General features: G+C 69.6%; 15 protein-coding genes. 12 read left to right on the top strand and 3 right to left on the bottom strand.

The genetic code is table 11. The features are described 5' to 3' along the window. Window positions 1-12 precede the first annotated feature (12 nt). The gene (locus QC818_RS06560) at window positions 13-1,614 is read right to left on the bottom strand and encodes a sensor domain-containing diguanylate cyclase (RefSeq protein WP_309652043.1); all 1,602 of its coding nucleotides are present in this window, start codon (window positions 1,612-1,614) and stop codon (window positions 13-15) included. Between the two features lie 312 nt (window positions 1,615-1,926). Between QC818_RS06560 and QC818_RS06555 the strand changes: the two genes are divergently transcribed. Next, window positions 1,927-4,455 carry an EAL domain-containing protein gene (locus QC818_RS06555; RefSeq protein WP_309652042.1) on the top strand — a complete coding sequence of 843 codons (2,529 nt, stop codon included), beginning with the start codon at window positions 1,927-1,929 and terminating at the stop codon, window positions 4,453-4,455. A gap of 17 nt (window positions 4,456-4,472) precedes the next feature. Here the strand turns inward: QC818_RS06555 and ftsZ are convergent, their stop codons facing one another. Then, complete coding sequence (gene ftsZ / locus QC818_RS06550) at window positions 4,473-5,549, bottom strand: cell division protein FtsZ (RefSeq protein ID WP_309652041.1); 1,077 nt, start codon at window positions 5,547-5,549, stop codon at window positions 4,473-4,475. 190 nt (window positions 5,550-5,739) lie between these two features. On the opposite strand from ftsZ, the gene QC818_RS06545 reads away from it, so the two are divergent. After that, window positions 5,740-7,602, top strand: a complete 1,863-nt coding sequence (locus QC818_RS06545) for a methyl-accepting chemotaxis protein (protein ID WP_309652040.1) — start codon at window positions 5,740-5,742, stop codon at window positions 7,600-7,602. An 11-nt stretch (window positions 7,603-7,613) separates the two neighbouring features. On the opposite strand, the gene QC818_RS06540 is transcribed toward QC818_RS06545, so the two are convergent. Continuing rightward, on the bottom strand, window positions 7,614-8,540 hold the full coding sequence (locus QC818_RS06540; protein ID WP_309652039.1) for a LysR family transcriptional regulator: 927 nt from the start codon (window positions 8,538-8,540) through the stop codon (window positions 7,614-7,616). Window positions 8,541-8,686: 146 nt separating this feature from the next. On the opposite strand from QC818_RS06540, the gene QC818_RS06535 reads away from it, so the two are divergent. The 10 genes from QC818_RS06535 to QC818_RS06490 all read left to right on the top strand — a co-directional run bounded on the left by QC818_RS06535 (window position 8,687) and on the right by QC818_RS06490 (window position 17,352). Then, complete coding sequence (locus QC818_RS06535; RefSeq protein WP_309652038.1) at window positions 8,687-9,463, top strand: ferredoxin--NADP reductase; 777 nt, start codon at window positions 8,687-8,689, stop codon at window positions 9,461-9,463. A 210-nt stretch (window positions 9,464-9,673) separates the two neighbouring features. After that, window positions 9,674-10,453: a GntR family transcriptional regulator gene (locus QC818_RS06530; protein WP_309652037.1), complete on the top strand. Its 780-nt coding sequence runs from the start codon at window positions 9,674-9,676 to the stop codon at window positions 10,451-10,453. 173 nt (window positions 10,454-10,626) lie between these two features. Then, window positions 10,627-10,944 (top strand): nitrite reductase small subunit NirD, encoded by a 318-nt coding sequence (gene nirD, locus QC818_RS06525; RefSeq protein ID WP_309652036.1) that lies wholly within the window; start codon window positions 10,627-10,629, stop codon window positions 10,942-10,944. Between the two features lie 3 nt (window positions 10,945-10,947). After that, on the top strand, window positions 10,948-11,253 hold the full coding sequence (locus QC818_RS06520) for a recombinase-like helix-turn-helix domain-containing protein (RefSeq protein ID WP_309652035.1): 306 nt from the start codon (window positions 10,948-10,950) through the stop codon (window positions 11,251-11,253). A gap of 43 nt (window positions 11,254-11,296) precedes the next feature. Beyond that, window positions 11,297-12,328 (top strand): aromatic ring-hydroxylating dioxygenase subunit alpha, encoded by a 1,032-nt coding sequence (locus QC818_RS06515; RefSeq protein WP_309652034.1) that lies wholly within the window; start codon window positions 11,297-11,299, stop codon window positions 12,326-12,328. 1 nt (window position 12,329) lies between these two features. After that, window positions 12,330-13,085 carry an SDR family oxidoreductase gene (locus QC818_RS06510; protein WP_309652033.1) on the top strand — a complete coding sequence of 252 codons (756 nt, stop codon included), beginning with the start codon at window positions 12,330-12,332 and terminating at the stop codon, window positions 13,083-13,085. 12 nt (window positions 13,086-13,097) lie between these two features. Next, complete coding sequence (locus QC818_RS06505; protein WP_309652032.1) at window positions 13,098-14,303, top strand: NAD(P)/FAD-dependent oxidoreductase; 1,206 nt, start codon at window positions 13,098-13,100, stop codon at window positions 14,301-14,303. Between the two features lie 298 nt (window positions 14,304-14,601). After that, window positions 14,602-15,729, top strand: coding sequence for an FAD-dependent monooxygenase (locus QC818_RS06500; protein WP_309652031.1), 1,128 nt, complete (start codon window positions 14,602-14,604; stop codon window positions 15,727-15,729). A 66-nt stretch (window positions 15,730-15,795) separates the two neighbouring features. Continuing rightward, window positions 15,796-16,773: a TRAP transporter substrate-binding protein DctP gene (gene dctP, locus QC818_RS06495; RefSeq protein ID WP_309652030.1), complete on the top strand. Its 978-nt coding sequence runs from the start codon at window positions 15,796-15,798 to the stop codon at window positions 16,771-16,773. Window positions 16,774-16,839: 66 nt separating this feature from the next. After that, window positions 16,840-17,352, top strand: coding sequence for a TRAP transporter small permease (locus QC818_RS06490; protein WP_309652029.1), 513 nt, complete (start codon window positions 16,840-16,842; stop codon window positions 17,350-17,352). Window positions 17,353-17,378 lie beyond the last annotated feature (26 nt).

Below are 17,378 nucleotides of genomic sequence, written 5' to 3'. Positions count from 1 at the left end.
GCTCCGGGGCGACTACCAGCGGGCCGCCACGCGGTTCCGGCCCGCGCGCTTGGCCCGGTACATGGCGGCGTCGGCCCGGCGGGTGAGGGCCGCGGGGCCATCGTCGTCGGCCTTGAACGCCGTCACGCCGATGCTCACCGTGAAGTGGAAGGGCAGCGACGCCTCGGCGAGCGACCGCTCGGCGATCGCCCGGCAGAGTCGCCGAGCCACGCGCTCCGCGGTCGCGGGGGCGGTGTCCGGCATGATGACCATGAACTCTTCGCCACCCGTGCGGCAGGGCAGGTCGGCCTCGCGCAGCCGCCGCCTCAGGCAGTCGGCCAGCAGGCACAGGGCCCGGTCGCCCTCGACGTGCCCGTGGGTGTCGTTGATGGCCTTGAAGCGGTCGATGTCGATCATCAGCAGGGCGGCGGACGGGCCCGCCTCGCGGACCGAGGCGGCGACCCGCTGCACCTCGTCGTCGAAGGTCCGGCGGTTGGCCAGGCCGGTCAGGGCATCGGTGCTGGCCTGGTGCGCCCAGTCCGCCTCCTGGCGCTTCTGCCGGGTGATGTCCCGGTAGCCCCAGAGGTGGCCGCGATGGCGGCGGTCGACGATCACCGGGGTGTAGGAGCGCTCCAGGAAGCGGCCATCCGCCATGGCGACGACGTCCCGGGCCGGCGCCTCCTCGCCGGTGACGAGCGCCTCGACGCGCGCCGCGAAGGTCGCCGGGTCGCGGACGCCGGCGCGGGCGGCCCGCAGGGCCTCCCGGCAGTCCAGGCCGGTCAGGCGCTCCGGGGACGCGGCCACCTCGAAGAGGTCGCAGAAGGCCTGGTTGGCCACGATCACGGTGCGGTGCTCGTCCTCGAGGAGCAGGCCCACGTTGAGGCCCTCGATCACCACCTCCAGCTGGCGCTTGGCGAGCAGCCGGGCCTGCTCGAGCTCCCGGCGCCGGCTGATATCGAGCTCGCTCATCACGATCATCGGCTCGGCGGTCTGGGGATCGGTGGCCCGGCAGAGGTCGAGCCGATGCCAGCGCGGGCCGTCCCCGACCCGCATGGCCGCCTCCAGGGTGCATTCCGGCCGGTGCGCCAGGCGCTCGAGGAGCCGCCGGGCCAGGGCGCGATCCTCGAAGGCCTCGACGAAGCCGGCCTCCCCGCGCCGGGTGCGCAGGGCGGCCGGGTTGCGCATCAGAATCCGGCCCGCGCCGTCGAAGACCGACACCATCAGCGGGCTGTGGCGCACGGCCTCCAGGGCCCTAAGGCTGGAGGCGTCCAGCAGGGGGGCGCTCTCGAGTCCCTCGACCAGCATCCCGGTGCGGCCGTCCTCCAGGGGCAGGCCGCTGCAGCGGCAGTGCACGGAGATGCCCTCGCCGCCGGGGTAGAAGGTCCACTGCTCACTGATGGGCTCGCCGGCCGCCAGGCGCGGGAGGTAGTCCGCCAGCCGCTGGCGGCTGGCCTCGCTCATCGTCGACGACCAGTCGCGGCCGTACAGCGCCTCGTGGGTCTCGGCGTTCCACAGCCGCAGGGCGGCGGCATTGGCGTAGTGCATCCGCTCCCGTTCGATGTCGAAGATCCACACCGGGGTCTGGAGCCGGTCGAGCAGGGAGGCGGAGGCAGGCGTCGGGGGAAACCACGTCATGGGAAGGCCATGCGGAGCGTTGTCGTGTCGTGCCGGCGTCGCGCTACTCCCTGTATCGGCGACATCCCGGGCCCTGTCAAACGGGCGCGCCCTCCGCGGCGGACGGCAGCCTCATCGCGGAGTAAGGGGCATGTCCGATGCCGGTTCCTACTCTACACTGATGTGACTCCTCCGTCCCGCGGGCGGTGCCGTCAGGCATCGTCCGCCGGGCAAGGAGGGTTTTCTTGATGCATGTCAATGAAATCGACTAGCCCCCTGTCGAGCCGGCGAGGCTCGGGCTAGGGTGAATGGTTTTCCCGAGACGGTGCATGGATGGACTCGGATCAGCTCTCCCAGACGCACGCCCTTCCCGTCGAGCGCATCATGCAGCGCGGCCTGCTGACCTGCGGGCCGCAGACGCCGTTGTGCGAGGCCGCCGCCCGAATGAGCCGGCGCCGCTGCAGCTCCATCCTGATCGTCGAGGACGACCGGCCGCTGGGTATCTGGACCGAGCGGGACTGCCTGCGGCTGGATTTCGCCGAGCCGTCGACCCTGCGCCGACCGATCGCCGAGGCCATGAGCCGTCCGGTCGAGCGCCTGCGGCGGGACGTGCCCCTCGGCGAGGCCGCCATGCGCTTCGCCACCTCGCGGCGGCGCCACTTCCTGGTGGTCGACGAAGAGGATCGCCCGCTGGGCATCGTCTCCCAGACGGACGTGGCCCTGAACCAGGGCCTGGAGCCCTACCTGCGCCTGCGCGAGGTGCAGGGCGCCATGCGGCCCGCGCCCATGCGCCTGCCCGGCACGCTGAGCCTGGCCGAGGCGGCCGCCCGGATGGGCGAATGCGGCGTGGACGCCGCGGTGGTGGCCGGCGACGACCGGCCGCTGGGCATCCTCACCGAGCGCGACCTGGTACGTTTCGTCGCCCGCTACCCCGGCAACGTGGCGATCGATGCGCTGGCCAGCCGGCCGCTGCTGACCATCGGCGCCACGGAACCGCTGATCCGCGCCCGGGAGACGCTGGTCGGCCGGCAGGTGCGCCACCTGGCGGTGCTCGACGAGGCCGGCGAGGTGATCGGCCTGCTGGGCTTCCAGGACATCCTGGCCGGCGCCGAGCACGGCTACCTTCAGGACCTGCGCGAGGCCCTCGAGGAGCGCGACCGGGCCCTGGCTCAGTCCCGGGAGAGCCTGCAGCTCGCCGAGCGGGTCATCGATGCCTCCCTGGAGGGCATCATCATCACCGACCCTCGGACCCGCATCCAGTTCGTCAATCCGGCCTTCACCCAGATGACCGGCTACCACCTGGACGAGGTGGCCGGGCGCACTCCGGCGGTGCTGTCCTCCGGGCGCCACGATGCGACCTTCTACCGCGACATGTGGCAGACGCTGCAGGAGCATGGCTTCTGGCGGGGGGAGATCTGGAATCGCCGCAAGAGCGGCGAGCTCTACCTGGAGCTGCTGACGATCTCGGCGATCCGCGACGAGGCCGGCGAGGTGAGCCACTACGCCGCGCTGTTCACCGACATCACCCATATCCGCGAGAACGAGGAGCAGGTCCGCCACCTGGCCTACTACGATCCGTTGACGCGGCTGCCCAACCGGCGCCTGCTGGACGATCGCCTGGCGTTGGCGGTGCGCCACGCCCACCGCCAGGCGCGGCGCCTGGCGGTGCTCTTCCTCGACCTGGATCATTTCAAGCAGGTCAATGACTCCCTCGGCCATGCCCTGGGCGACGAGCTGCTGGTCAAGCTCACCGAGCGCCTGCAGCAGCACCTGCGCGAGGACGACACCCTGGCGCGGCTGGGCGGCGACGAGTTCATCGCCCTGCTGCCCGATGTCCAGGAGGTCGACGAGGTGACCCGGGTGGCGCGGCGGCTGATCGAGGCGGCCAGCGCCCCCTTCGAGCTGGGGCGCCATCGCTATCGAGTGGGGTGCAGCGTCGGCATCAGCGTCTATCCCGACGACGGCGAAGCCCCCGAGACCCTGGTGCAGCGGGCCGATGCCGCCATGTATCGCGCCAAGCAGGAGGGGCGCAACACCTATCGCCTCTACCGCGCCGAGATGCATGTCCGGGATCATCACCACCTGGCCCTGGAGACGGCGCTGCGCAACACCGCCGAGACCGGGGAGGGGCTGGACGTCCACTATCAGCCGCTGATCGATCGCGACACCGGCGAGGTGCGCGGCGCCGAGGCCCTGCTGCGCTGGCACAGCGCCGAGTTCGGCGTCGTCTCGCCGGGGGACTTCATCCCCCTCGCCGAACGCTCGGGGCTGATCCTGCCCATCGGCCGGCGGCTGATGCACCTGGTGGCCGGCCAGCTGCGGGCCTGGCGCCTGGCCGGCCTGACGCCGCCGAGGGTCGCGATCAACCTCTCGGCCCGCCAGTTCTGGCAGGGCGACCTGATCGCCGAGGTTTGCCAGCTCTACGCGGACTACGACCTGCCGCCGGGTCAGCTCGGCTTCGAGCTGACCGAGAGCACCCTGCTCGACCAGCACCAGCAGGCCGCGGCCACCCTGAAGGCATTGCGCGAGCTGGGCTGCGACATCGCCATCGACGACTTCGGCACCGGCTACTCCTCGCTGAGCTACCTCCAGGAGCTGCCGGTCACCACCCTCAAGATCGATCGCAGCTTCGTCCGCGGGCTGGGGCAGTCCCGGGGCAGCGGCGCCATCCTCGCCGCGGTGACCGGCCTGGCCCGCGAGCTGGGCCTGCGGGTGGTGGCCGAGGGCGTCGAGACGCCGGAGCAGCTCGAGGCCCTGCGGGCCTACCACGTCACCCTGATCCAGGGCTTCCTCACCGGCCGCCCGGCGGGCGCCGAGGCCTTCGAGGAGCGCTACCTTCGGGAGCCGCAGACGGTGCGCTGAGCGGGCCCGGCGGGCGGCTAGCGTCGCAGTCGTTTGAGGAAGTCGTCGAGATCCAGCCAGTCCCGGTCGCCGGCCGGCGGGCCGTCCGGCGGCGCCTCCCGGGACGGGGCGCGAGGGAGCGGCGAGGCCTCGCGGGCCACCTCCAACCCGGTGGCCACGATCGAGACCCGCAGGCGGCCCTCCAGGGCGGGATCCAGGGCCGTGCCGACCACCAGCATGGCGTCCTCGCCGGCGAATTCGGCGACCCGGCGGCCGATTTCGTCGAAGTCGGCGAGGCCGAGGTCCGCGCCGGCGGTGACGCTGACCAGCACGCCGGCGGCCTCGGCCAGGTCGGTGGCCTCGAGCAGGGGGTGTTCCACCGCCGCCTGCACGGCCTGGCGGGCCCGCTCCTCGCCGGCGCCCTCGCCGCTGCCGATGCGCGCCCGGCCGGGGCGGCGCATCACCGCCGCCACGTCGGCGAAGTCGATGTTGATCATGCCCGGGCGGGTGATGACCTCGGCGATGCCGGTCACCGCCTCGCGTAGCACGTCGTTGACCGCCGCGAAGGCCCGCATCATCGAGGCGCCGGGGCCCAGGGCGGGCAGCAGGCGATCGTTGGGCACCACCACCAGGCAGTCCACCCGTCCATGGAGCGCCTCGATGGCGGCGTCGGCGGTGCGCCGGCGACGGGCTCCCTCGAAGCCGAAGGGGCGGGTGACCACGGCCACCGTCAGCAGGCCCATCTCCCGGGCCAGGTCGGCCACCACCGGGGTGGCGCCGCTGCCGGTGCCGCCGCCCATGCCGGCCATCAGGAACAGCATGTCGGTGCCGGCCAGCCGGGCGCGCAGGGCGTCGCGGCCTTCCTCGGCGGCCCGTCGTCCGGCCTCGGGGTCGGCGCCGGCGCCGAGGCCCCGGGTGGTGCCCCCGCCGATGGCCAGGGCGGTCGACTGGGGCAGGGTCTCCAGCGCCTGGCGGTCGGTGTTCACGGCGATGGCGTCGATGCCGTCCAGCTCGGTGGTGTCCAGCAGGTGACGGATGGCGTTGCCGCCGCCGCCGCCGACGCCGACCACCTTGAGGGAGGCGGGATATTCCTGGGGAAGCTGCTGGTCGCTCATGCGTCCTGTCGTGGCCTGGGGTGGAAAGGGATCGTCATGCCCATCATCGGCCAGGACGGGGCCTTCTTGAAAGCCGCGTGACGCGGGGGCGGTTCAAGTTCCGGCCGGCACGGCCGATAGCCGCAGTCGAGCCAGCGCCTGGCACCCGGGAGCTGCGCCCACGACGAACTCCCCATCCACGAGAGTGACCATGCTGACATCCCTGCGACTGCGAATCCTGATCGCCACCCTGGTGGTGATCGCCGTGGCGTTGCTTATCAACGGCGCGGCCAGCTACTTCACCGTCGAGTCCCACAACGACGACCAGATCACCCGCAACCTGGAGGCCGTGGCCCACGGCAACGCCCAGGCCATCGAGGAGTGGGTCGATGCCCGGGCCGGCATGCTCGCGGCCCTGGAGCCCGTCGCCACCAGCGATGCGCCCATGCCCGCCCTGGAGCAGCTGCGGGTCTCCGGTGACTTCATGAACACCTACATCGCCGACACCCGGGGCGGGGTCGTCTTCTCGGCCAGCGAGACCCCGGAAGGCTATGATCCCCGCGAGCGGCCCTGGTATCGGCAGGCCGCGGAAGCCGGCGAGGTGGTGGTCACCGCGCCCTACGCGGACGCCACCTCCGACAAGCTGGTGGTGACCTTCGCCGCGCCCTTCTACCGCGACGGCGACCTGGTGGCGGTGGCCGGCGGCGACGTGGCCCTCGACGCCATCATCGACATCGTCGACCAGATCGCGCCGACGCCCTCGAGCCTGGCCTTCCTGGCGACCGCCGACGGCACCCTGGTGGCGCATCCCGATCCCGAGATGAGCCTGGCGCCGGTGAGCGAGCTCTCCCCGACGCTGTCCGCCGCCGCCCTGGCCGAGCTGACCGGCGCCGCCTCGCCGCTGCCGGCGGAGCTGGCCGGCGCCGACAAGCTGCTGCTGGGCAACGGCATCGAGGGCACCGACTGGCAACTGGTGGTGGCCCTGGACGAGCACGAGGCGACCGCCGGGCTGCGCGGCATCATGAGCGCCTCGGCGATCACCCTGGTGCTGGTCGGCCTGGGCGCGGCCCTGCTGCTCGGGCTGCTGCTCAAGGTGGTCTTCCGCCGGCTGCTGGCCGCGCGGGACGCCATGGAGAACGTGGCCAGCGGCCAGGGCGACCTGACGCGGCGGCTGCCGGAGGACGGCAGCGACGAGGTGGCGCAGATCGCCAATGCCTTCAATCGCTTCGTGTCGCGCATGGAGTCGGTGATGCTGACCATCCGCGACAGCAGCGAGTCCGTGCACGTGGCGGCCACCGAGATCGCCCAGGGCGGCCAGGATCTCTCCCGGCGCACCGAGAACGCGGCCTCCAGCCTGCAGCAGACCTCGGCCTCCATGGAGGAGATCACCAGCACCGTGGAGCACACCGCCGAGTCCTCCCGGCAGGCCAACGGCCTGGCCGAGTCGGCCAACGAGGTGGCGCGGCGCGGCGGCGAGGCGGTCGGTCAGGTGGTGGCCACCATGGACGGCATCAGCGACTCCTCGCGGCAGATCGGCGAGATCGTGACCATGATGGACAGCATCGCCTTCCAGACCAACCTGCTGGCGCTCAACGCCTCGGTGGAGGCGGCCCGGGCCGGCGAGCAGGGTCGCGGCTTCGCGGTGGTGGCCGGCGAGGTGCGTCAGCTGGCCAGCCGCTCGGCGGAGGCGGCCAAGCAGATCAAGGGGCTGATCGACACCTCGGTGGAGCGCACCGAGGAGGGCGCGGCCCAGGTGCGCGCGGCCGGCGAGACCATGGAAGAGATCGTCGAGAGCGTGACCCGCGTGACCGACGTGCTGGGCGAGATCACCGCCGCCACCGGCGAGCAGAGCGAGGGCATCGGCCAGGTCAACGTGGCGGTCAGCGAGCTCGACCGCATGACCCAGCAGAACGCCGCCCTGGTGGAGGAGTCCACCACCGCCGCCGAACAGCTCAAGGAGCAGTCCGACCGGCTGGCCGAGGCCGTGGGCGGTTTCACCCTCGGTCAGCAGGCCGAGGCGTCGCCGGCCGCGGCGTTGCCGGCCGGCCGCCAGCGCCTCGCCGAACCCGCCTGAGGCGTGCCGCCTCAGGCATGGGGCGGCAGGTCGATCTGGTCGCTGCGCCGGATGCCTTCGGTCATCTGCCGGCATAGCTTGAGGAACTCGCGCATGCCGGGCGCCAGGTACTTGTGGCGATGCCAGATGAAGGCGAACTGACGGCTCAGGTCCAGCTCCGGGGTGGGGATCGCCACCAGGCTGCCGCGGCGGAAGGCGTCGCGTAGCGCCAGCCGTGACACGCAGCCGATCCCCAGCCCGGACTCCACGGCGCGCTTGATGCCCTCGGTGTGCTCCAGCTCGAGCAGGGTATTGAAGCGTCCCCGCCGGTGCCGGGCGGCCTGTTCCAGGGTCAGCCGGGTGCCGGATCCCTCCTCGCGCATGATCCAGGCCTCGCGCAGCAGGCGGTCGAGCTCCACCGGCCCCTGGCCGGCCAGCGGGTGATACGGCGCGCAGAATACCGCCAGCTCGTCCTCCACCCAGGGCTGGGTGATCACGTCCTCGTCCTCGCACTGCCCCTCGATCAGCCCGAGGTCCAGCTCGTGGTGGCGCACGCCCTCGATGATGGTGCGGGTGTTGCGCACCTGCAGGCGGATGCGGCTGCCCGGGTGCTGCTGCATGAAGTCGCTGATCAGCAGGGTGGCCAGATAGTTACCGATGGTCAGGGTGGCGCCCACGTCCAGGGTGCCGATGCCCTGCTGGCCGCGCAGCAGCCCCTCGATCTCCTCCGCGCGATCGAGCAGGGCGACCGCCTTGGGCAGCAGCTGGAAGCCCAGGGCGTTGAGCTTGAGGCGCTTGCCGATACGGTCGAGCAGGCGGCAGTCGAACTGGCGCTCCAGCTCGGCCAGGGCGGTGCTGGCGGCGGACTGGGACAGCGACAGGGCGCGGGCGGCATGGGAGACGCTCTCGTGCTGGGCGACGGCCACGAACACCTCGAGCTGGCGCAGGGTATAGCGCATGGGGGGCGAGCTCCGGGCTTTGTTATCTGGATTGTAGATAAGCTTTATCCACACAACCCATTTAACAGATATTGTCGCCTCTCTTAGAATTCCCTGCAAAGAAGTTTCCGCCCTACTATGCGTTTCGAGAATATACAGGAGCCGGCATGAGCAAGTTCGCCCAGGAAGAAGTCCTTAGCGTCCATCACTGGAACGATTCGCTGTTCAGCTTCACTACCACCCGCGAGCGCAGCCTGCGCTTCAAGAACGGCCAGTTCGTGATGATCGGCCTCGAGGTGGACGGCAAGCCGCTGATGCGGGCCTATTCCATCGCCAGCCCCAACTACGAGGACCACCTGGAGTTCTTCAGCATCAAGGTGCCGGACGGCCCGCTGACTTCGCGCCTGCAGCACCTGAAGGTCGGCGACCAGATCATGGTCAGCCGCAAGCCCACCGGCACCCTGGTCACCGACGACCTGCTGCCGGGGCGCAACCTCTACCTGCTGTCCACCGGCACCGGCCTGGCGCCCTTCATGAGCCTGATCCAGGACCCCGAGGCCTACGAGCGCTTCGAGAAGATCGTGCTGGTGCACGGTGTGCGCACCGTCAGCGAGCTGGCCTACGCCGACTTCATCACCAAGGAGCTTCCGGCCCACGAGTACCTGGGCGAGGAGATCAGCGAGAAGCTGGTCTACTACCCCACCGTGACCCGGGAGGAGTTCCACACCATGGGTCGCCTCACCGATCATATCCGCAGCGGCAAGCTGACCGAGGACACCGGCCTGCCGGCCCTGGATCCCAAGCAGGATCGCGCCATGATCTGCGGCAGCCCGGCGATGCTCGATGACACCAGCGCCCTGCTCGACGAGCTCGGCTTCAACATCTCGCCGCGCATGGGCGAGCCCGGCGACTACGTGATCGAGCGGGCGTTCGTCGAAAAATAAGCCGGAAGCTGGAAGAACAACCCTCCGAGGCAGCACCTCGGAGGGTTTGACGTTTATTGGGTGGAGCTCAGCCTGCTGCTTCGAGCTTCGAGCTTCGAGCTTCGAGCTTCGAGCTTCGAGCTTCGAGCTTCGAGCTTCGAGCTTCGAGCTTCGAGCTTCTGGCCGGGCCTGCTAGAATCCCTGCCTTCATGTCCCGTACAAGGCGTTGCCGTGCTGTCCCTGCTGGTCGATCGCATCACCAAGCACCTTGAACGGTCCCCCAGGTCCCCCAAGTACCTGTGCATGCGGGATGCGATCATCGAGCTGATCGTCGAGGGGCGGCTGCCGGAAGGGGCCCGGCTGCCCACCGAGCAGGAGCTGGCCGCCGCCCTGCCGCTGAGCCTGGGCACCGTGCAGAAGGCGCTGCGCGACCTGGTGGAGAGCGGCGAGCTGTATCGCCAGCGGCGACTGGGCACCTTCGTCGCCGGCGGTGATCACCGCCGCGAGATCACCACCCCGGCCTTCGGCTTCCTGCGCCCCGACGGCACCCGGGTCCGCATGGTCTTCATTCGCTTGCTCAAGCGCGAGCGCCTCCATCGCCAGGGGCCCTGGAGCGAGGTGCTGGGAGCCTGTTCGGCCGGTTACGTGCGCCTGGTGCGCCAGGACCGCATCGACGGTGCCTTCGACTGCCATACCGAGATCTACCTCCGGGCCGACCTCGCGGCCCCTCTGCTCGAGGTGGAGGCCGAGGCCCTGGAGCACGAGAGCGTGCTGCCGCTGCTCGAGGCGCGGAGCCGGGTGACCGTCGACCACGCCGAGAACCGGGTCCGCCTGGTGCGATTGCCCAAGGCGGCGGCCAGGGTCATGCTCCCCGAGCGCACCGATGAGCCGCCCGCCGGGATCCGCCTCGAGACCCTCTATCGCCTGGCCGACGACACCACCGTCGCCTGGCAGATCATGCATATTCCCGCCAACGACTACCGCCTCTCCCTGCGCACCGACCAACGCTAGTCGTGTCTATCCTTTGGGTAGTGCGACGCTGCTTTGTGCGCTTAATACTATATAGTATTTGACAGGCGCGACGGCCTGCCTATACTGACGCTCCGAAGGATCAAATAACAAACGTCGTCTCTTATATGAGATGACAGGGAGGCCCCCATTCCCCGACCGATGAGGACCGCGTCATGAGTTGGACCACCGTCTGCAAGACCGACCAGGTACAGGAAGACTTCCCCTATTCCGCCAAGGTCGACGACAAGGAGGTCGGCGTCTACGTCCTCGACGGCGAGTACTACGCCCTCGAGGACGTCTGCCCCCACGCCTATGCCCTGCTGTCCCAGGGCTTCGTCGAGGACGGCCAGGTCGAGTGCCCGCTGCACGAGGCCACCTTCGACATCAAGACCGGCAAGTGTCTGCGCGAGCCCGCCGATCGCGACCTCCACGTCTATCCGGTACGGATCATCGACGACGAGGTGCAACTCCAGATGAGCGAGGAGAGCTGAACCATGGCCCAGCAAGACTACAACCCCCAACTCAAGACCTGGCAGCGCATCATCCCCTCCAGCGAGCCCGGCCAGGGGCACATCGAGGTCCCCGGCGGCTTCGCGAATCCCGTCTGGCAGACCCGTGCGGGCGTGCCGGGGCCCTTCGAGCTGGAGCTGGTGGAGGCCCTCGAGGAGGTCTTCGCCGAGGGCGTGACCGAGCTGGATGCACTGGTCGAGGGGCTCAATGCCCGCGACCGTCACGACCGCAACGGCGAGCCCTGGACACGGGAAAGTTTCCTCCAGGAAATCGCGGTCCTGGGGCAGTGAGCCCCCGTCCACCTCTTCGTACCAACCACAACGAGGTCGAGTCATGACTAGTGCATCCTCCGTCGACACCGCCGTTCAGGACTACCTGGACACCGGGCTGCGTTCCCTCTGGTACCCCGTGGCCGCCAGCTGGGAGGTCGGCAGCAATCCGCTGGGCATCACCCGTCTGGGCGAGAACCTGGTGCTGTGGCGCGGCTACGACGGCACCCTGCATGCCGTCGAGGACCGCTGCCCCCACCGTGGGGCCCGCCTGTCCAAGGGCTGGAACCTGGGCGACCGCCTGGCCTGCTGGTATCACGGCGTCGAGGTCAACGGCGAGGGCGAGGTCTGCGACGTGCCCGCCATCAGCAACAGCCCGCTGGTCGGCCAGGCCTGCGTGCGCCGCTATCCCATCCAGGAAGCCCACGGCGCCATCTTCGTCTACTTCGGCACCACCCCGGACGAGGCGCCCAGCGAGCTCGAGCTGCCCGAGCAGCTGACCGACGGCGAGACCTACGGCCACTTCCTGTGCACCGCCACCTGGAAGTGCAACTACCAGTACGCCGTCGACAACGTCATGGACCCCATGCACGGCACCTACCTGCATGCCGACTCCCACTCCATGGCCGAGGGCGACCGCCAGGCCGAGATGGTGCTCGAGCCCACCGAGAGCGGCTTCATCTTCAAGAAGACCGGCCAGACCGGCGTCAACTTCGACTGGGTGGAGTACGGCAACACCGGCGCGCTCTGGCTGCGCCTGTCGATTCCCTACCAGCCGCGCTTCGGCCCCGGCGGCCCCTTCTGGATCGTCGGCATGGCCGTGCCCGAGGACAAGGAGAACACCCGGGTGTTCTTCTGGCGGGTGCGCAAGGTCGACGGCTGGCAGCGTCAGGTGTGGCGCTTCTTCTACCGCACCAAGCTCGAGCAGCTGCACTGGGACGTCCTGGAGCAGGATCGCATCATCCTCGAGAACCTGGCCCCCGACGCCCGGCACCACGAGAACCTCTACCAGCACGACGTGGGTCTGTCGCGGCTGCGCCGGGTGATGCTCAAGATGGCCAAGAAGCAGCTGGCCGAGCGCCAGAAGGCGGCCTGAGATGGCTCAGATGCTTTCCGGCAAGCGCATCCTGGTGACCGGTGCCGCCCGGGGCCTGGGGCGTAGCGTCGCCGAGGCCGCCGCCGCCGAGGGCGCGCGCCTGGTACTCAGCGACATCCTCGCCGAGGAACTGGAGACCACCGCCCAGGCGCTGCGCGAGCGCGGCGTCGAGGTGGAGGCCCGGGTCATCGACCAGGCCGATCCCGCCTCCATCGAGGCGGGCATGGCGGGGATCGCCGAGGGCGGCCCCCTGGACGGGCTGGTCAACAACGCCGCCATCGCCACCGGCGTCGGTGGCGAGACCATGATGGACTACGACATGGCCCTCTGGGACCGGGTGATGACGGTCAACGTGCGGGGCCTGTGGCTGATGACCCGGGCCGCCGTGCCGTTGCTCGAGGCCGCCGGCGGCGGCCGGGTGGTCAACCTGGCCTCGGACACCGCCCTGTGGGGCGCCCCCAGGCTGATGGCCTACGTGGCCAGCAAGGGGGCGGTGATCTCCATGACCCGCGCCATGGCCAGCGAGCTCGGCGAGCGCGAGATCTGCGTCAACGCCGTGGCCCCGGGCCTGACCCGCTGCGAGGCCACCGAGTACGTCCCCCAGGAGCGCTACGACTTCTACGCCCAGGGGCGTGCCCTGAAACGCGAACAGCAGCCCGACGACGTGGACGGCACCATCCTCTACCTGCTGTCGGACTGGGCGAAGTTCGTCACCGGTCAGGTGATCCCGATCAACGGTGGCTTCGTCTTCAACTGAGGAGCGGCGAACATGGCAACTGATATCCAGCGCATCGTGGTGATCGGCGGCGGCCAGGCCGGCGGCTACGCCTGCAAGGCGCTGCGCGGCGAGGGCTTCGAGGGCCGCCTGACGGTGGTCGCCGACGAGCCCCACGACTTCTACGAACGCCCCCCCCTCTCCAAGGGCGTGGTCACCGACAGCGATCCCCTGCCGAGGCTCTTCCCCGAGAACACTCAGGCATCCCTCGACATCGACTGGCGACGCCCCCACCGCGCCGTGGAGATCGACCGCGAGGCCGGCGAGGTGGTGCTCGACGACGGCGAGCGCCTGCCCTATGACCGGCTGCTGATCGCCACCGGCAGCCGGCCGCGCATGCCGGTGGCCGAGTGGTCGGATATCGCCAACGTCATGACCCTGCGCACCTGGGACGACGCCAACCGGCTCAAGACCCGACTCGAGGAGAGCCGGCGCGTCGGCATCATCGGCGGCGGCTGGATCGGCCTCGAGGTGGCCTCCAGCGCGCGCAAGCTGGGCGTGGAGGTGGACGTCTTCGAGCGCGCGCCGGCACTCTGCGGTCGCAGCGTGGGGCCCGAGGTGGCCGAGGCGATCCGCGAACTCCACGAGCGTCACGGCGTGGGCCTGGAGCTGAACCGCCAGGACATCCGGCTGAGCGAGGAGGACGACGGTCGGGTGACGGTCACCGCCGACGGCCAGGCCCATGAGCCCTACGACCTGGTGGTGGTGGGCGTCGGCGTCGAGATCAACCTGGAGCTGGCCCGCGACGCCGGGCTGCGCACCGAGCAGGGCATCATCGTCGATGCCGCCGGGCATACCTCCGACCCGAAGATCTTCGCCGCCGGCGACGTCTCCCAGCATCCGCACCTGGGGCTCTGCCTGCAGTCCTGGGCCTATGCCCAGAACCAGGCCCGGGTGGTGGCCGACGCCATGCTCGGCAAGGAGGCGCACTACGACGAGCCGGCCTGGCTGTGGTCCGACCAGCACGGCGTCAACATCCAGATCCTCGGGGTGCCGCACGGCGAGCTGCATTGCGTGGTGCGCCAGGATCCCCAGGGGCCGGTGTTCTTCTACCTGGACGACGACAATCGCCTGGTGCAGATGGTGGCCTTCGATCAGCCCCGGGCGATCAAGCTCGGCAAGCGCTGGCTGGCCGCCGAGCGCATGCTGGACCCCCAGGCCCTGGGCGATCCGAATTACAACCTGATGCAGTTACGCTGACCCCCTCACCCCGCGTTCTTCCTTTTCGGCAGCGTCCGGGACAGGCCTTGCCTGCCCGCGCTGCCCTTTTTTATGCCTCCCGCCTCGGCGAGCCCGGCCGCTCGTTATTTCAGTAGTCTCTTGCCTATAGCTAGTGGATTGTTCTGGCAGGCCTCTTCCGCCCGTCGGCCGAAAGGGCCGACGAGAGGTTTGACAACGTCGCAAGGGCGACCTACATTGCTAGCATCAAATAATAAACAAAGTTTCAAATATGATGCGGGCGGATCCCGCGGTCTTGGACGGCAACAAAGGTGTGAACATGACAAGCCTGAAGATCGGTATCTGCGGTGGGGGCGTCGGCGGCCTGTGTGCGGCCCTGGCGCTGCGTCAACAGGGGCACGAGGCCATTGTCTTCGAACGCGCCAAGCAGTTCCTGCGCATCGGCGCGGACGTCAACCTGACGCCCAACGCCGTGCGGGCCCTGGATCGCCTGGGCGTGGGCGAGGTGCTGCGCGAGACCGCGGCGCGCCCCACCCATCGCATCAGCCGCACCTGGGACACCGGCGAGGAGACCTCGCGGCTGCCCATGAGCGAGGCCGCCGAACAGCGCTACGGCGCCCCCCAGCTGACGATCCACCGCGGCGACCTGCTCCAGGCGCTGGAGAACGCCCTGCCCGAGGAGGCCATCCGCCTGGGCAAGCAGGCCGAGCGGGTCGAGCAGGGCGAGCCCATGCGCATCCACTTCGCCGACGGCACCAGCGAGGAGGTCGACCTGGTGATCGGCGGCGACGGCATCCACTCCGCCGTTCGCCGCGAACTGTTCGGCGAGGATCATCCCGAGTTCACCGGCCTGGTCTCCTACCGGGCCGTGGTGCCGCGCAGTTCGGTGCCGGAGGTGGAGAACCTGGACGCCCTCACCAAGTGGTGGGGCCCGAGCCCGGACGTCCAGGTGGTGGTCTTCCCCCTGACCCGCGGCGAGGAGGTCTTCGTCTTCGCCACCACCGCCCAGGACGACTGGCGGGAGGAGTCCTGGACCCTGCCCGGCGACGTCGAGGAACTGCGCCGGGTCTACAAGGACTTCCATCCCGACGTCCAGGCCCTGCTGGCCGCCTGCGACAGCGTGACCAAGTCGGCGCTCTACGTGCGCGAGCCCATGCCGCAATGGTCGGCGGGCCACGCCACCCTGCTCGGCGACGCCGCCCATCCCATGGTGCCCTTCATGGCCCAGGGCGCCTGCATGGCCATCGAGGATGCGGTGGTGCTGTCCCGCTGCCTGGAGGGCGTCGATCGCGCCGGCCTGTCCGCCGCCCTGGAGCGCTACGAGGAGGCCCGCAAGCCGCGCACCGCCCAGGTGCAGCGCGGCTCCCGGGCCAACGACTGGCTCAAGGGCGAGGGCAATGCCGACTGGGTCTACGGCTACGATGCCTGGGGCAAGGAGCTGCCCTGACGTCGTGTCCCAGCGCACTTCGCCATACTCATGAACTGCAATAACAACACTCGAGGAAACCCCGATATGACCAAGCAGCTCCTGACCCAGTCCCTGGTGGGCCTGTCCCTCATCGGCGCGGCCACCGCCGCCCACGCCGAAGAGATCAAGCTCAACGCCATTTCCTTCACCCCCAAGACGGTGGTCGTCTCCCACGGCTTCGAGCAGTTCGTCGCCGCCATCAACGAGGAGTTCGATGGCGAGCTGGAGATCAACTGGCGTGGCGGTCCCGAGGTGATGCCGCCCTTCCGCCTGGCTGATGCGGTGCGCAACGGCTCCATCGACATGGCGCTGACCAGCCCCAGCTACTACTCCGGCCTGGTGCCGTCGGCGACTGCCTCCAACCTCTCCTTCAAGACCTACGAGGAGATCGCCGAGACCGATTACCTGGCGCGCATGACCGAGGTCCACGCCGAACGCGGCCTGCACTTCCTCGGCGAGATCCCGGCCAGTCCCGTCAAGTTCTTCCTGTTCTTCAAGGAGGAGGTGACCGGCCTGGATGACATCGCTGGCAAGCGCATCCGCGTCTTCCCGACCATCCTGCCCTTCGTCGAGGCCCTAGGGGCCGAGCCGCTGGTGCTGCCCATGGGCGAGATCTACACCGCCATGGAGCGCGGCGTCATCGACGGCTTCGCCCAGAGCAACATCGGCTGGGTCGACCAGTTCGAGGACGTGGTCAACCACTACATCACCCCGCCCTACTATCGGGCCGGCTTCAACGTCCTGGTCAATCCGGAGGTCTGGAGCGAGCTGCCCGAAGACCTGCGCGACCGCGTCCAGGCCTACCTGCGCGAGGAGCTGGCACCGCAGATCGACCAGAGCTGGCAAGAGGTCATCGACACCGGCTACGCGCAGATGGACGAGGCCGGCTTCCAGGAGGTCAAGCTCACCGGCGAGGACGCCGACGAGTACGTCGCCACCGCCATCGAGGCGGCCTGGGACAAGCTCGCCGAGGACGTGGAGCCGGAGCTGCACGCCGAGCTCAAGGCCATGCTGGTCGACTGATCCTCGCCCATCCCCCGGTGCCCGCCTCCGGGCGCCGGGCCCCATTCATTCCCCGGGGCCTTCGCTATGGATGACTCCCTGACCGTCAAGCAATCGTCGTCTTCCGTGTTCATGCGCGGCGTCAGCCGCCTCAACCTGTGGCTCGCCTGGCTGGCCGGACTGGTGCTGGTGGCCGCCACCGGCCTGGTGTTCATGGAGATCCTCTCGCGGCTGATCTTCGACAAGTCCCTGGTCTGGGTCATCGAGCTCAGCGAATATTCGCTGCTCTACATGACCTTCCTCGGCGCGCCCTATCTGCTCGAGAAACATCGCCACGTGGCCATCGACATCGTCACCGATGCGCTGCCGGACCTGCCGCGTCGTGTTCTGAGCGCCCTGATGTGCGCCCTGGGGGCGGTCGCCTGCGGCTACTGTGCCTGGGTCGGCGGCCTGGTGACCCTGGACCAGTTCGAGTACGGCATGCGCGAGACCACCCTGATGCGCCCGCCGAGCTACCTGATCACCATGGTCTTTCCCCTTGGCATGCTGCTGCTTGCGATCCAGTTCGCGGCGCAGACCCTCGACAGTTTCAAGCGCTGAGCCGCGCGGCTCGCGCAACGACAACA

The sequence above is a fragment of the Halomonas koreensis genome, assembly GCF_031451675.1.
GTDB lineage: Bacteria > Pseudomonadota > Gammaproteobacteria > Pseudomonadales > Halomonadaceae > Halomonas > Halomonas koreensis.
This window is presented reverse-complemented; position numbering and strand designations above follow the sequence as displayed.